The organism is Burkholderia sp. SRS-W-2-2016 (assembly GCF_001931485.1).
Lineage (GTDB): Bacteria > Pseudomonadota > Gammaproteobacteria > Burkholderiales > Burkholderiaceae > Paraburkholderia.
On the sequence record NZ_MSDV01000018.1, the window covers coordinates 23,384 to 38,805 of the forward strand.

Here is a 15,422-nt window from a genome sequence, read left to right on the forward strand (position 1 = left end):
CCCGCCCGCTCTGCGGGGCTGACGGCGACTGCGCCGGTCAGGCCGCGCGCGAGTCCGGAGCGGCCGTGCGGCGCGACGGGATCAGCACCTGTTCGACCGCCGCATCGATCTGCAGCAGCGTCGCGGCGAGTTGTTGCTGGTGGAGGCCGTCGTCGGTGGAATAGAAGCGTGGTAGCGGCGTGGCGGCTGCCGGCGCGGCGGCGCGCAGGCCGTGCTGCTCGAGTACGCGTTCGAGCTGACGTGCGATCGCCACGCTGGTGTCGATCAGCGCGAGCCGCTCGCCGACGATGTCGCGAATCGCCGCATCGAGGAACGGATAGTGGGTGCAGCCGAGCACCAGCGTGTCGGCGCCGGCTTCGAGCATCGGTTCGAGATAGCCGCGCAGCAGCGCGCGCAGTTCGGCCGAGCCGACGTCGCAACGCTCGACCGCCTGCACGAGGCCGTGGCCGGGCTGGCACAGGAAGCGGCAGTCGGCGGCATAGCGTTCGAGCAGCCCCTGAAACCGGGCGCTGCGCAGCGTGGCCTGAGTCGCGAGCACGCCGGCGACGCGGCTTTTCGACTGCAACGCGGCCGGTTTAACGCCCGGCTCGACGCCGACGAGGGGAATAGGGAGCTTTTCGCGCACGTACGCGATTGACTGCGCGGTCGCGGTGTTGCACGCGACCACCAGCGCCTTCGCGCCCTGGGCGGCCAGCCATTCGCCGATCGCGAGCGTGCGGTCGGTGATGAAGTCGTCGTCGCGTTCGCCGTACGGCGCATACAGCGAGTCGGCGACGTACAGCAGCGCCTCGTCGGGCAATTGCGCGCGCACCGCGCGCAATACCGACAGACCGCCGAGCCCCGAATCGAAAATACCGATCGGCGCCTGCGACGCGGCGTCAGCGGCAAGACCGAAGGCAGTCGGGGAGGGCGATTGGGCAGGCATAGGAGAAGAAAACGTCCGCGGCGCGGCGAACCGCAACGAGCGGGGAAATCCGGAAGGTGCGCAAGTATATCGCCGGCGCGGCGCGCTTTAGCGCGAATCCGTAGCGCACGTGGCGGTGGCGCTACGCTCGCGGCTCAACGTGTTGCCGAGCCGCCCGCGCGTGAATGTGCAGCGTGATTCGCTCAGGCTTCGACCGAACCCATCGCGCTTTGCTGATAGTTCTGGATACCGATCTTGCCGATCAGATCGATCTGCGTTTCGAGCCAGTCGATATGTTCTTCGGTGTCGTCGAGAATCGTCGTAAAGATTTCACGCGAAATGTAATCGCGAACTGATTCGCAATACGCAATCGCTTCCTTGCAGGTGCTTTGCGAAATCTGTTCGAGCTTCAGATCGCATTCGAGAATTTCTTTGGTTTCCTCACCGATCAGCAGCTTGTGCAGATCCTGCAGATTCGGCAGACCGTCGAGCATGAAAACGCGTTCGATCAGCATGTCGGCATGCTTCATTTCGCCGATCGACTCGTCGTATTCGTGCTTGCCGAGCTTTTCGAGGCCCCAGTGACGGTACATCCGCGCGTGCAGGAAGTACTGGTTGATAGCCGTCAGCTCGTTCTTCAGCTGCGCGTTCAGATATTCGATGACTTTCTTGTCGCCTTGCATGTTTATTTCCTTTTTGGGGACCCTGAAATTTCCAACAACAATAAACGCCCTACCTGAAAAAGCCAAGGAAGCCGACACAACTTTTGGCATTGTTCGCCAATAGGGTATGCGTGCCTGGCACAGGCAATAAAAAGCCGGGACCGCGGCCCCGGCTTCTGTTCCTGCTAATCGCTAACAGGCTCGATCAGGCTTTAGCCATCTATCAGGCGGTCGCGACCGGAATCTTGCCGATCTTCGCCTGCCATTCCTTCGGGCCGGTCTGGTGCACCGAGGTACCGGTCGAATCGACGGCCACCGTTACCGGCATGTCCTGCACGTCGAACTCGTAAATGGCTTCCATGCCGAGGTCTTCGAACGCGAGCACCTTCGCGCTGCGGATCGCCTTCGACACCAGATACGCGGCGCCGCCGACGGCCATCAGATACGCGGCCTTGTGCTTCTTGATCGCCTCGATCGCGACCGGGCCGCGCTCGGCCTTGCCGATCATCGAAATGAGACCCGTTTGCGCGAGCATCGTCTCGGTGAACTTGTCCATCCGCGTCGCGGTGGTCGGGCCTGCCGGGCCGACTGCCTCGTCACGCACCGGGTCGACCGGGCCGACGTAGTAGATCACGCGGTTAGTGAAATCGACCGGCAGCTTTTCGCCCTTCGCGAGCATGTCCGCGATGCGCTTGTGCGCGGCGTCGCGGCCCGTCAACATCTTGCCCGACAGCAGCAGCGTCTGGCCCGGCTTCCAGTTCGCGACCTGTTCCGGCGTCAGCGTGTTCAGATCGACGCGCTGGCTGGTTTCCGTGTTCGGTTCCCAGTGCACCTTCGGCCATGCGTCGAGCGACGGCGCTTCGAGCTTGGCGACGCCCGAGCCGTCGAGCGTGAAGTGCGCGTGGCGGGTCGCCGCGCAGTTCGGGATGATCGCGACCGGCTTCGACGCGGCGTGCGTCGGCGCGGCCATGATCTTCACGTCGAGCACGGTCGACAAACCGCCGAGGCCCTGCGCGCCGATGCCGAGCGCGTTGACCTTCTCGTGCAGTTCGACGCGCAGCTCTTCGATCCAGTCCTGCGGGCCGCGAGCGATCACGTCCTGAATGTCGATCGGATCCATCAGCGATTCCTTCGCCATCACCATCGCTTTTTCAGCGGTGCCGCCGATACCGATGCCGAGCATCCCCGGCGGGCACCAGCCGGCGCCCATCGTCGGCACGGTCTTCAGGATCCAGTCGACGATCGAATCCGACGGATTCAGCATCGCGAACTTCGACTTGTTTTCCGAGCCGCCGCCCTTCGCCGCGACCTGCACGTCGACCTTGTCGCCCGGCACGATCTCGTAGTGGATCACGGCCGGCGTGTTGTCCCTGGTGTTCTTGCGCGCGCCTTCCGGCGGGCTCACGATCGATGCGCGCAGCACGTTGTCCGGGTTCAGATAACCGCGGCGCACGCCTTCGTTGATCATGTCGGTCACGCTCATCGTCGCGCCGTCCCAGCGCACGTCCATACCGACCTTGACGAACACCGTGACGATGCCGGTGTCCTGGCAGATCGGGCGCTTGCCTTCGGCGCACATACGGCTGTTGGTCAGGATCTGTGCGATCGCGTCCTTCGCGGCCGGGCTCTGTTCGAGTTCGTACGCGCGGCCGAGGGCCTCGATGTAGTCGAGCGGATGGTAATAGCTGATGTACTGCAGCGAATCAGCGATGCTCTGAATCAGGTCTTCCTGTTTGATGACGGTCATGGCTAGCTCAGTGGGGAGTGGCGCTTGTAATCGGATCGCAGCGCGGTGCGGTCAGTCTTGCGCCTTCAGGGGAGTGGAACCTTTGATGCCGCCCACGGCATGCAGCTGCGCGGGCTCTTCGAAATGTTTCGGATGCGTGTGCGTGGTCAGACGATCGACCAGCGCCATCACCAGTGCGGACACGAGGAAGGCGACGTGGATGATCACCTGCCACATGATCGTGTGGGTCGAATTCTGGTCGGGGCTGATGAAGGTCTTCAGCAGATGGATCGACGAAATGCTGATCAGCGCCATGGAAAGCTTCACTTTCAGCACGCCGGCGTTCACGTGATCGAGCCATTCCGGTTCGTCCGGATGGCCGTCGAGGCCGAGCCGCGACACGAATGTTTCATACCCGCCGATGATCACCATGATCAGCAGGTTCGAGATCATCACCACGTCGATAAGGCCGAGCACGACCAGCATGATGTTGGTCTCGTCGAGCTTCATCGAGTCGGCGACCAGATGCCAGACTTCCTTCAGGAACAGCACCACATAGACGCCCTGCGCGACGATCAGGCCGAGATAGAGCGGCACCTGGAGCCAGCGGCTCATGAATATGAGATTGGGGAGCACGCGCATCGGGCGGCGCGGACGGGCGGCGGTGGGTCGCGAAGCGGACATAGGCAACGGTTTGATGAAGCGCGGATGACGGAACGTGGGCCAACGCGCCGGCGGCGCGTGGAACGGGCACGCGGCGGGAATGGATCGGTCGACCGCGCGAGCACGCTGCTCGACTGCGTATCCGACACGCAAACCCGGCGCCGACGACGCTGCGGCTCGCGGCCACCGTGGGCCGCGCGGCTCGCGTCAGGCGCGCTATTGTACAGCGTCGGTCGAAAATGCTGCCGGGCGGCCGGCAAGCGCGGGCGCAATGCCCGGCCGGCTCACGACGCGACCGGCGGCACGCGCCGCGCCTTCAGGCTCGCGAGCCCGATGCCGGCGACCACGCAGGCGAGCGCGATGCCGTGCGCGAGCGTGGGCCGCTCGCCGAGAAAGACGATCCCGTAGAGCGCGGCGGCGACCGGCAACACCGCGCTGAACACGCCGGCGAGACTGCCCGGCACGTGGCGGATGCCTTTCATCCACAGCCAGAACGAGAAGATGCTGGCCGACAGCCCGTACCACAGCACCAGCATCCACACGCTCGACGGCACCGCGCGATAGTCGAACTGCGCGAGCGCGCCGGCGCCGAGCGGCAGCATCAGCAGCAGGCCGAACAGGTGCGTGTATGCGCAGATGTCGATCGGCGCGAGCGTTTGCGTGAGACGGCGCGACAGGATGATATAGAGCGACTCGCAGCCCACCGCGCCGAGCACCATCAGATTGCCGGCGAGCGAACTCGCGCCGGCCGCGGCGCTCGCATCTTGCCCGCTATGCGCGAGATTGATCACGACCACGCCGGCGATCGCCAGTCCGATCGACGCGAGCGCGCGGCCATCCGGGCGCTCCTTGAGAATCAGCCACGACAGCAGCGCGACCACCGCCGGAATCGTGCTGGTGATCACGCCGGCCGCGACCGCGCTGGTGCGGGCGACGCCGTTGAGCATCAGCAGCGTGAAGCCGAAGGTGCCGAACAGCGCCTGTAAAAACAGGTTGATCCATTCGTCGCGTTTGACGCGGCGCAGTTTGGCGATGCGCAACAGCGGCCACAGCACGGCCATCGCGATCACGAAACGCAGGAGCGCGAACAGCGGGACGGGGACGAAGGCGACGATCGATTTACCGATTCCGACATTGCTGCCGACGAGCAGCATCGAGGTAATGAGGAGCAGGGCGTAACGATTCAAGCTGGAATCCGGACGGCTAGTTCAGTTAGCATTGTAAGAGGCCGTGCCGGGCGGCGTAAGGGCGCGCCGCGGGTGTGCGGCAGGCCGCGCGCTCTAAGGGTTTTCGCTGGGGCGGCGAGCCGCGCTACGTAAGTGGCCGGTAAGTTGCACCGCTTATGTTTGAACATGAGTTTGAATATGCTGCGCGGACCGCACTGCCGGTTCGCGCGGCGTGTACGGATGTTGCGACGCCGCATGACCCGGTCGGGCGGCGTCGCGAGGTGGGAGACAGCGCCGCTCGCGCACGAGCGGCGCGCACACGATAAGGCGCACGCGCAGCGCGCGCCGGCCAGGTTTTACGTTTCATCTTCACCAAGGGGTTGTCGATGTCTGCGATTGAATCGGTTCTTCAGGAACGCCGCGTTTTTCCGCCCTCCGCCGCCACGGCGAACGGCGCCACGATCTCCGGCATGGACGCGTACCGGGCGCTTGCCGCCGAAGCGGAGCGCGATTACGAAGGCTTCTGGGGACGTCTCGCGAACGAGACGCTCAGCTGGCACAAGCCATTCACGAAGGTGCTCGACGAATCGAAGGCGCCGTTCTACACGTGGTTCGAAGACGGTCAGCTGAACGCGTCGTATAACAGCATCGACCGTCACGTCGAGGCCGGCAACGGCGGGCGCGTCGCGATCGTGTTCGAAGCCGACGACGGCACCGTCACCAACGTCACCTATCAGGATCTGCTGCAACGCGTGTCGCGTTTCGCGAACGCGCTGAAAAAGCGCGGCGTGAAGAAGGGCGATCCGGTCGTCATCTATATGCCGATGTCGATCGAAGGGATCGTCGCGATGCAGGCTTGCGCGCGGATCGGCGCGACCCACTCGGTGGTGTTCGGCGGCTTCTCGTCGAAGTCGCTGAACGAACGGCTGGTCGACGTCGGCGCGGTCGCGCTGATCACGTCGGACGAACAGATGCGCGGCGGCAAGGCGCTGCCGCTGAAGAACATCGCCGACGAAGCGCTCGCGCTCGGCGGCTGCGAGAAGGTCAGGAGTGTGATCGTGTATCGCCGCACCGGCGGCAAGGTCGCGTGGAACAAAGGCTTCGACCTGTGGATGCACGAGATCACGCAGGGCGAATCGGATCAATGCGCGCCCGAGTGGGTCGACGCCGAGCATCCGCTCTTCATCCTCTACACGTCCGGTTCGACCGGCAAGCCGAAGGGCGTGCAGCACAGCACCGGCGGCTATCTGCTGTGGGCCGCGCAAACGCTCAAGTGGACCTTCGACTGGCGGCCCTCCGACGTGTTCTGGTGTACCGCCGACATCGGCTGGATCACCGGCCATAGCTACATCACGTATGGTCCGCTGACGCTCGGCGGCACCCAGGTCGTGTTCGAAGGCGTGCCGACCTATCCGGACGCCGGCCGCTTCTGGCAGATGATCGCCAAGCACAAGGTCACGCTGTTCTACACCGCGCCGACCGCGATCCGTTCGCTGATCAAGGCCTCCGAGGCCGACGCGAAAGTGCATCCGAAGAGCTACGACCTGTCGACGCTGCGCATCATCGGCACGGTCGGCGAGCCGATCAATCCGGAAGCGTGGGTGTGGTACTACGAGAACGTCGGCGGCAGCCGCTGCCCGATCGTCGATACGTGGTGGCAAACCGAAACCGGCGGCCACATGATCGCGCCGATGCCGGGTGCGACGCCGCTCGTGCCGGGTTCGTGCACGCTGCCGCTGCCGGGCATCATGGCCGCGGTCGTCGACGAAACCGGACAGGACGTGCCGAACGGGCAGGGCGGGATTCTGGTGGTCAAGCGTCCGTGGCCGGCGATGCTGCGCAACGTGTGGGGCGATCCGGATCGCTACAAGAAGAGCTACTTCCCCGAAGAACTCGGCGGCAGGCTGTATCTCGCCGGCGACGGCGCGGTGCGCGACAAGGAGACCGGCTACTTCACGATCATGGGCCGGATCGACGACGTGCTGAACGTGTCGGGTCACCGGCTCGGCACGATGGAAATCGAATCGGCGCTGGTCGCCAATCCGCTCGTCGCCGAGGCCGCGGTGGTGGGGCGGCCGGATGCGACCACCGGTGAAGCGGTGTGCGCGTTCGTCGTGCTCAAGCGCGCGCGTCCGCACGGCGAAGAAGCGGTGAAGCTCGCGAACGAGTTGCGCAACTGGGTCGGTAAAGAGATCGGTCCGATCGCGAAGCCGAAGGACATCCGTTTCGGCGAGAACCTGCCGAAGACGCGTTCGGGCAAGATCATGCGCCGCCTGCTGCGTTCGCTCGCGAAGGGTGAGGCGATCACGCAGGACGTGTCGACGCTGGAGAACCCGGCGATTCTCGATCAGCTCGGCGAATCGCTGTAAGTGCGCCGAACGCTTCGGGTGCTTTGAGTACTTCGAGGAGAGGCGCTGGGTCAGGCCTCTCGTGCGGATGGCCGGCGTGAACAGGTCGCTGTTGCAAGCGGCCCATTTCACCCGGGCCGCTTCAATGCCTGCCGCACGGCACTCTGCATGGCCTTCGTTATCGTGTGCCGCAAGGCCTTACCAAGACCTCGCTCATCCGGCTGCGCGCGGACAATCCCGATTGCCTGCCCGAGGTCTTTTTGATAAATAGGCGCATGGCCGCGCCTCATCCTTCCTCCCGCGCTACGTTGAACCCCGCGCCCGAACCGCCTCCGGTCTCGGCGGCGATGGCGCTCGCGCATCGCAAGTACTGGCGTTTCAATCTCGCGCTGATCGCGACGTTGATGACGATCGGCTTCATCGTGTCGTTCGTCGTGCCGCTGCTGGCGCCGTCGCTCGATCCGATACGGATCGGCGGCTTCAGGCTGCCGTTCTATTTCGGCGCGCAGGGCGCGATCCTGATCTACCTCGCGTTGATCGTCGTCTATATCGTGCTAATGCAGCGCGCCGACCGGCAGTTGCAGCGCGCGTTCGAAGCGGATGCGCCGCGCGACGCGGCAGCCGATGGCAGCGGCTCCACCGTGGCGGATTCGACGATAGCCGGCAACGTCGATGCCGGCGCGCAGTCCGCGCGCGGACGCTGACCGATGAAGCTCACGCATCGGCTGATCCGCTCATACGCGTTCTATACGCTCGGCTTCCTGCTGTTCGTCTATGTGATGTGGCGCATCGAGCGCAGCACCGGACCTGGGGTGTGGATCGGCTATGTGTTCCTGTTCGTGCCGATCGCGGTGTACGCGGTGATCGGCGTGCTGTCGCGTACCTCCGATCTCGTCGAATACTACGTGGCCGGGCGGCGCGTGCCGTCGGCGTTCAATGGGATGGCGACCGCGGCGGACTGGTTGTCGGCCGCGTCGTTTATCGGCCTCGCCGGGTCGATCTACGTGACCGGCTACGACGGCCTCGCGTATCTGATGGGCTGGACCGGCGGCTATTGCCTCGTCGCGTTCCTGCTCGCGCCGTACGTGCGCAAGCTCGCGCGCTACACGATTCCCGATTTTCTCGGCACGCGCTTTTCGAGCAACGCGGTGCGCGGGCTCGCCGCGCTGGCCGCGATCCTGTGCTCGTTCGTCTATCTGGTCGCGCAGATCCAGGGCGTCGGGCTGATCGCGACGCGCTTTATCGGCGTCGATTTCGCGATCGGGATTTTCTGCGGGCTCGCGGGGATTCTCGTGTGTTCGTTTCTCGGCGGCATGCGCGCGGTTACGTGGACCCAGGTCGCGCAGTACATCATCCTGATCGCGGCGATTCTGATCCCTGTATCGATGATCGCGCACAAGGACGGTCTCGGCTGGGTGCCGCAACTCAATTACGGCCGCCTGATGGAGCGCATGGAAGCGCTCGAAAAGCAGGTGCGCGACGCGCCGCTCGAGGAGCGCGTGCGTGACGACTATCGACGCCGCGCCGCGCTGATGCAGATGCGCATCGATACGTTGCCGCAATCGTACGTCGATCAGAAGCAGCGTCTCACTACTGAAGTCGCCGATCTGCGCCGCCACAACGGCCCGTTGCGCGAGATCAAGGAACGCGAGCGCGCGCTCGAACAGTTTCCGCACGATGCGTCGGCCGCGCAGATCGTCTGGACCCAGCAGCGCGACGAGATGCTGATGCGCGCGACCGCGCCGGTGCCGATGCACGAGCCGTTCCCCGCGGTCGGCGACGAAGACCGCAGCACCCATACGCGCAATTTCCTGTCGCTGCTGCTGTGTCTGTCGCTTGGTACCGCGAGCCTGCCGCACATCCTGACGCGCTATAACACGACGACCTCGGTCGCGTCCGCGCGTCGCTCGGTCGGCTGGACGCTGTTTTTCGTCGCGCTGTTCTATCTGACGGTGCCGGTGCTGGCGGTGCTGATCAAGTTCGAGATTCTGACCAACCTGGTCGGTCATCACTTCGCCGATCTGCCGCAATGGCTGATGCAATGGCGCAAGGTCGAGCCGAGCCTGATCAGCCTCGCCGATACCAATGGCGACGGCATCGTGCGCTGGAGCGAGATCCAGATGCAGCCGGATATGGTGGTGCTCGCGGCGCCCGAGATCGCGGGGCTGCCGTATGTGATGTCGGGGCTGATCGCGGCGGGGGCGTTGGCGGCGGCGCTGTCGACCGCGGACGGGTTGTTGCTGACGATTGCCAATGCGCTATCGCACGACGTGTACTACCACATGGTCGATCCGAATGCGTCGAGTCAGCGGCGCGTGACGATCTCGAAGATTCTGCTGCTGGGGGTGGCGCTGTTTGCGTCGTATGTCGCGTCGCTGAATACCGGGAACATTCTGTTTCTGGTCGGCGCGGCGTTTTCGCTGGCGGCGTCGAGTCTGTTTCCGGTGCTGGTGCTCGGCGTGTTCTGGAAGCGAACGACGCGGCTCGGCGCGGTGGCGGGGATGGTCGCGGGGCTGGTCGTGTGTATCTACTACATCGTGTCGACGTATCCGTTCTTTACGCAGATGACGGGTTTCACGGGGCCGCGCTGGTTCGGGATCGAGCCGATCAGTTCAGGAGTGTTCGGGGTGCCGGCGGGGTTTCTGGTTGCGATCGGGGTGAGTCTGTTCGATCGGAAGGCGGATGCTTATACGATGGCGCTGGTGGATTATATTCGGCATCCGTAGGGGCGCCGGGAATGCCGCGACCAAAACAAAAATCCCCGTAAGTCGTTGACCATACGGGGATTTTTTGCGAATTCGTTCTGGCGGAGAGAGGGGGATTCGAACCCCCGATAGGTTATTAACCTATACACGCTTTCCAGGCGTGCGACTTAAACCACTCATCCATCTCTCCGCGAAGGAGGCGAATTATAGCAAACTTCGCGCCGTCCGCCAGACCCGGCTTACCGGAATCCGCAACACCGCCGAACCTCACACCCCCAATCCCCGCAAATTCCCCACCTGCCGCCCCAATTCCTCGGCCCGTCGATAAACCGCCTGCATCAGCAACACCGCGCCTCTAGGCGGCGGCGAGAACTTCGAATAGACGAACGTCGAAATCATCTCGAGGTCCTCGACCAGCGGCCGCACCACACAACCGACCCCGCCCGCCGCGAACTCATCGACGATCGTCAGTCCCAGTCCGCCTTGCACCAACGCCAGAGCCTGATCGGCGCGCGTCACATCGACCACCGAATTCAGCTCGACATCGGCCTGCTGGCACGCGCGCACGATCACCGTGCCGAACGGAATATCGCGCCGAAAAAGAATCATCGGCTGCTTCTCGAGATCGGCGAGCGCGATGCGCTTTTTCGCGCTCAGCGGATGACCAGCCGGCATCGCGCAGACCATCCGCCCGCGCATGAACGGCACCACCTCGAGATGCTCGTGCTCGATCGGCACCGAAGTGACCGCCACATCGACGGCCTTGCTCAGCACCTCTAGCGGCATGTCGGCCATCAGCGTCGTATGCCAGTCGATCCGCAGTTTCGGCATGCTGCGCTTCAATTCGACGATCGCGGGCGCGACGATCGAGGGCCCCAACGACGGGCTGCACGCAACCCGCAACAAACTCGCCGGTCCGAGCGCGAGCGCGCGCGCGAATTCGTCGACCCGCAACGCCGACTGATACACCTGCTCGACCTCGCGAAACAGCGCCTGCGCCTCGGCGGTCGGAATCAGCCGGCCCTTCGTGCGCTCGAACAGTCGCAGCCCCAGCGTGGTTTCCGTATGCGAGACCAGTTTGCTGACCGCCGGCTGCGACACGTACAGCATTTTCGCGGCCGCGTTGATCGAGCCGGTCAGCATCACCGCCCGAAACACCTCCATTTGCCGCAGCTTGAAACGCATCGGTCCTCCACCAGCCCCGGTCGGGCGATTAACCAAAAGTTATAGGTTAGCTGAAACTCGGCATACGACAGCAGCGCGACAACTCCCTAGTATTTCGATCAGGCCACGGCGAGCCTGGCGAACACCTTCGTGAGCACATGCGCAAACACATTCACGCGCGCATTCACACCCCCCGCCGCGAGCCGTAAAAAACACTCTGGAGACAGCATGAACCGGATCTATCCGCCAGCCAGCGTCGACGCGCAGTCGGCCGCGTCCGCGTCGTCCGCCGTACGCACGCGAGCACGTTTCGGCATCCTCACGTTGCTCGCGATCGGCACGATGATCAACTACCTCGATCGCAGCGTCGCCGGTATCGCCGCGCCTTCGATGGCGCATGAACTCGGCCTGACGCCCGCGTTGATCGGCGTGATCTTTTCGGCTTTTTCGTGGACCTATACCGCGTCGCAGATTCCCGGCGGCATCCTGCTCGACCGGATCGGCACGCGCTGGACCTACTTCTTCGCGTTGACGCTGTGGTCGCTGTTCACCGGGCTGCAAGGTCTCGCGACCGGCTTCGTGTCGCTGCTGATCATGCGTCTGCTGATCGGCGCGGCCGAAGCGCCGTGCTTCCCGACCAACAGCCGCGTCGTCGCGATCTGGTTTCCGCAAAGCGAGCGGGCGCGCGCGACCGGCGTCTATACGTTCGCCGAGTATGTCGGCCTCGCGTTTCTGAGCCCGCTGCTGTTCTGGTTCGAGCAGCGCTACGGCTGGCGCGCGTTGTTCGGCACGGTCGGCGCCGTGGGCATCGTGTTCGGCGCGGTGTGGTTGATGCGCTTTCGCGAGCCGCATCAGTCGAAGTCGGCCAATCGCGCCGAACTCGAATACATCGCGAGCGGCGGCGGAGTGGTCGACGGCAGTCGCGACGTCACGCGTTTTCGCTGGTCGGATATCGGCGCGCTGCTGCGTCAGCGCAGCATGCTCGGCATCTGCATCGGCCAGTTCGCGTGCAACTCGACCAACGTGTTCTTTCTGACGTGGTTCCCGACCTACCTCGCCACCGAGCGGCACATGCCGTGGCTGAAGGTCGGCATGGTCGCGGTACTGCCGTTCATCGCGGCGTCGGTCGGCACGCTCAGCGGCGGCTGGATTTCCGACGCGATGCTGCGGCGCGGCTTCTCGCTGAACTGGTCGCGCAAGCTGCCGGTGATCGCGGGTCTGCTCGGCGCGTCGAGCATCGCGCTCGCGAACTACGTCGACTCGATCGCCGCGGTGATCGCGATCCTGTGCATCGCCTATTTCGCGCAGGGCATGTCGGCGCTCGCATGGATGATCGTCTCGGACATCGCGCCGAAGGGTCTGCTCGGCCTGAGCGGTGGTCTGTTCAATCTGTTCGCGAACGCGGCCGGCATCGTCACGCCGCTGGTGATCGGGCTGATCGTCGGCGCAACCGGCTCGTTCGTCTATGCGCTCGCGTTCATCTCGGCGGTGACGCTGCTCGGCGCGCTGTCGTATCTGCTCGTCGTCGGCGACATCAAGCGGATCGTGCTGCGCAGCGCCGATCTCTCCCGCAACTGATATTCCAAGGAAAGCTTCTCAATGACTCATTCTCTCGACGGCCAGGTCGCGATCGTTACCGGCGCGGCGCGCGGCATCGGTCTCGGCATCGCGCGAACCCTGAAGGCAGCCGGCGCGCGCGTCGCGCTGTGGGATCTGAACGTGCGCGAGTTCGACTCGCGCGATGCGCGGTTCGAACCCGATCATCTGCAAGCGGTGGACGTTTCGTCCTACGAAGCAGTCGAGCGCGCATTCGCGGCGACCGTCGATGCGCTGGGCCACGTCGACATTCTGGTGAACAACGCGGGCATCAACGGCCCGGTCGCGCCGAGCTGGGAATACCCGGTCGATACCTGGCAGCGGGTGCTGGACGTGGACCTGAACAGCGTGTTCTACGGCTGCCGCGTCGCGATCCCGCATATGCGCGCACGCGGCGGTGGACGTATCGTCAACGTCGCATCGATCGCGGGCAAGGAAGGGGTGCAGTACATTTCCGCGTACTCGGCGGCGAAGGCCGGCGTGATCGCGTTCACGAAGTCGGCGGCGAAAGAACTCGCGCGCGACAACGTGCTGATCAATTGCGTCGCGCCCGCGATGGTCGAAACGGAACTGATGCAGGAGATGTCGGCGCAGCACATCGACGCGAGCAAGGCCAAGATCCCGATGGGCCGTTTTCTGCAGATCGAGGAGGTCGGCAACATGGTCAGCTGGATCGTCAGCCCGGCGTGCAGCTTCACGACCGGCTTCACGTTCGACCTGACGGGCGGGAGGGCCACGTATTGAAGCCCGCTCTCGGCACCGCGCGGCCGCTGGCGCTCGCGCATCTGACCGCGCTTGACGTCGAGCCAGTGCAATGGGTGCGCGCGGCGGCGCGGGCCGGTTTCGCCGCGGTCGGGCTGCGTTTGTATCCGGCCACAGAGGGCGGCATCGCGTACCTGAGCGCGCCCGGCAGCGAAGCGCATCGCGCGCTGCGCGATACGTTGGCGGGGGAGGGACTCGTGGTCCACGATGTCGAATTCGTGCCGGTCGTGCCCGAACTCGATCCTGCTTCGTTGTCCGGATTATTCGAGGCGGCAGCATCGCTCGGCGCGCGCTGCGTGAGCGTATCGGGCGACGACCCGGATAGCGCGCGGCTCGCGGTCAAGCTCGCGGAACTGGCCGAACGCGCGCAACCGTTCGGTCTGCGTATCGATCTCGAGTTCATGCGCTGGCGGCACGTCGGCTCGCTCGCGCAGGCCCGCGCGGTGATCGCGCGCGCGGCTCATTCGAATCTCGCGCTGCTGGTCGATGCGTTGCATCTGTCGCGCTCGGGCGGCACGCCGGACGACATCGCGGCGTTGCCGCCGGCGGCAATCGGCGCCGTGCAGTTGTGCGACGCGCCCGCGCTGCAGCCCGAGACCGACGACGATGCGATCCGCGAGGCGCGCATGAACCGGATGGCGCCCGGCGCCGGCGCGCTGCCTCTGGACGCGTTGCTGCGCGCGGTGTCGCCCGAGGTCGCGCTGAGTGTCGAAATGCCGATGCCGTCGCTGCCGCTCGATGCGCGCCTCGAACTTGCGTATCGTTCGGCGCATCGCGTCGTCGAGCGCGCGGCGCTTGCGATGCCGGCTACCATATCGAACACCACGCCTATCACTTGCACAGCACCCGCAACGAACTGGACCGCCACGCCATGAGCGTATTCACCGAAGACAAGATCGACTGCCATTGCCACGTATTCGACCCGTTGCGCTTTCCGTATCGCGCGGACGCGGTTTACCGTCCCGCGCAACAGGAGATCGGCACCACCGCGCAGTTCGTCAATGTGATGAATGCATACGGTGTGCGTCACGCGTTGCTGGTGGGGCCGACCAGCGGCTACCGCACCGACAACCGCTGCATGCTCGATGCGCTGCAAAGCTACCCGGCGCGCTTTCGCGGCATCGCCGTGGTCGAGATGGACACCGGTCGCGACGAACTGCGTGCGCTGCGCGAGCAGGGCGTCGTCGGCGTCGCGCTCAACGCGGCGATGGAAGGACTCGAACCGGTGATGGGTGCGGCGAGTCTCTTCGCCGCGCTCGCGGATCTCGGCATGATCGCGCAGGTTCAGGTCGTGGACGATCAGATGACGACGCTCGGTCCCTGGCTTGCGCGGCAGCCGGCGACGCTCGTCATCGATCACTGCGGGCGGCCGGACGGCGCGCTTGGTGTCGGGCAGCCCGCTTTCGACGCGCTGCTGCGTCTGGCGGATCGCGGCAACACGACGGTGAAGCTGTCCGGCTGGCAGAAGTACGCGCGCCTGCCGTATCCGTACGAGGACGCGTGGCCGTACGCGCATGCGTTGCTGCGCGCGTTCGGGCCGGAGCATTGCGTATGGGGCTCGGACTGGCCGTTTCTGCGCGCGCCCGAACGTCTCGATTACGGGCCGCTGTTGACGCTGTTCGAACAGATCGTGCCCGATGCGAAAGCGCGGCGGCAGATTATGTGGGACACGCCGCGGCGGCTTTTCGGCTTTGACGAACCGTTGCGGGGCGCAGCGTAGATCGCG

Annotated in this window: 13 protein-coding genes and 1 tRNA gene; 7 read left to right on the forward strand and 7 right to left on the reverse strand. The window is 64.8% G+C overall.

Annotation, left to right across the window (positions count from 1 at the left end):
* Positions 1-37 precede the first annotated feature (37 nt).
* The 5 genes from murI to BTH42_RS05835 all read right to left on the reverse strand — a co-directional run bounded on the left by murI (position 38) and on the right by BTH42_RS05835 (position 5,142).
* Positions 38-925 carry a glutamate racemase gene (gene murI / locus BTH42_RS05815; protein WP_075296732.1) on the reverse strand — a complete coding sequence of 296 codons (888 nt, stop codon included), beginning with the start codon at positions 923-925 and terminating at the stop codon, positions 38-40.
* Positions 926-1,107: 182 nt separating this feature from the next.
* A complete protein-coding gene (bfr, locus tag BTH42_RS05820) occupies positions 1,108-1,587 on the reverse strand; it encodes a bacterioferritin (protein ID WP_075296734.1) in 480 nt (159 codons plus the stop codon).
* A 202-nt stretch (positions 1,588-1,789) separates the two neighbouring features.
* On the reverse strand, positions 1,790-3,313 hold the full coding sequence (locus BTH42_RS05825; protein ID WP_075296736.1) for a fumarate hydratase: 1,524 nt from the start codon (positions 3,311-3,313) through the stop codon (positions 1,790-1,792).
* Between the two features lie 51 nt (positions 3,314-3,364).
* Positions 3,365-3,934, reverse strand: a complete 570-nt coding sequence (locus BTH42_RS05830) for a TIGR00645 family protein (RefSeq protein WP_218641991.1) — start codon at positions 3,932-3,934, stop codon at positions 3,365-3,367.
* A 305-nt stretch (positions 3,935-4,239) separates the two neighbouring features.
* A complete protein-coding gene (locus tag BTH42_RS05835; protein ID WP_075296740.1) occupies positions 4,240-5,142 on the reverse strand; it encodes a DMT family transporter in 903 nt (300 codons plus the stop codon).
* 365 nt (positions 5,143-5,507) lie between these two features.
* Between BTH42_RS05835 and acs the strand changes: the two genes are divergently transcribed.
* The 3 genes from acs (at position 5,508) to BTH42_RS05850 (ending at position 10,195) form a co-directional block, all read left to right on the forward strand.
* The gene (gene acs / locus BTH42_RS05840) at positions 5,508-7,490 is read left to right on the forward strand and encodes an acetate--CoA ligase (protein WP_075297005.1); all 1,983 of its coding nucleotides are present in this window, start codon (positions 5,508-5,510) and stop codon (positions 7,488-7,490) included.
* A gap of 254 nt (positions 7,491-7,744) precedes the next feature.
* Positions 7,745-8,173: a DUF4212 domain-containing protein gene (locus tag BTH42_RS05845; protein ID WP_083654668.1), complete on the forward strand. Its 429-nt coding sequence runs from the start codon at positions 7,745-7,747 to the stop codon at positions 8,171-8,173.
* 3 nt (positions 8,174-8,176) lie between these two features.
* Positions 8,177-10,195, forward strand: coding sequence for a sodium:solute symporter family protein (locus tag BTH42_RS05850; RefSeq protein ID WP_075296755.1), 2,019 nt, complete (start codon positions 8,177-8,179; stop codon positions 10,193-10,195).
* A gap of 78 nt (positions 10,196-10,273) precedes the next feature.
* Here the strand turns inward: BTH42_RS05850 and BTH42_RS05855 are convergent.
* Both BTH42_RS05855 and BTH42_RS05860 read right to left on the reverse strand, forming a co-directional pair.
* A tRNA-Ser gene (locus BTH42_RS05855) sits at positions 10,274-10,364 on the reverse strand.
* A 77-nt stretch (positions 10,365-10,441) separates the two neighbouring features.
* The gene (locus BTH42_RS05860) at positions 10,442-11,359 is read right to left on the reverse strand and encodes a LysR family transcriptional regulator (RefSeq protein ID WP_075296757.1); all 918 of its coding nucleotides are present in this window, start codon (positions 11,357-11,359) and stop codon (positions 10,442-10,444) included.
* A 207-nt stretch (positions 11,360-11,566) separates the two neighbouring features.
* Here BTH42_RS05860 and BTH42_RS05865 point away from each other — a divergent pair, with 207 nt between their 5' ends.
* From BTH42_RS05865 to BTH42_RS05880, 4 genes are read left to right on the forward strand one after another with little or no spacing between them, the layout of a single operon-like run.
* Positions 11,567-12,916, forward strand: coding sequence for an MFS transporter (locus BTH42_RS05865; protein WP_075296759.1), 1,350 nt, complete (start codon positions 11,567-11,569; stop codon positions 12,914-12,916).
* A gap of 21 nt (positions 12,917-12,937) precedes the next feature.
* Entirely contained in the window at positions 12,938-13,678 is a 741-nt protein-coding gene (locus tag BTH42_RS05870; RefSeq protein ID WP_075296761.1) for an SDR family NAD(P)-dependent oxidoreductase, read from the forward strand.
* Positions 13,675-14,571 carry a sugar phosphate isomerase/epimerase gene (locus BTH42_RS05875; RefSeq protein ID WP_075296763.1) on the forward strand — a complete coding sequence of 299 codons (897 nt, stop codon included), beginning with the start codon at positions 13,675-13,677 and terminating at the stop codon, positions 14,569-14,571. The genes BTH42_RS05870 and BTH42_RS05875 overlap by 4 nt, the downstream gene beginning before the upstream one ends.
* Positions 14,568-15,416 (forward strand): amidohydrolase, encoded by an 849-nt coding sequence (locus tag BTH42_RS05880; RefSeq protein ID WP_075296765.1) that lies wholly within the window; start codon positions 14,568-14,570, stop codon positions 15,414-15,416. Before BTH42_RS05875 ends, BTH42_RS05880 begins: the two co-directional genes overlap by 4 nt.
* Positions 15,417-15,422: the final 6 nt, after the last annotated feature.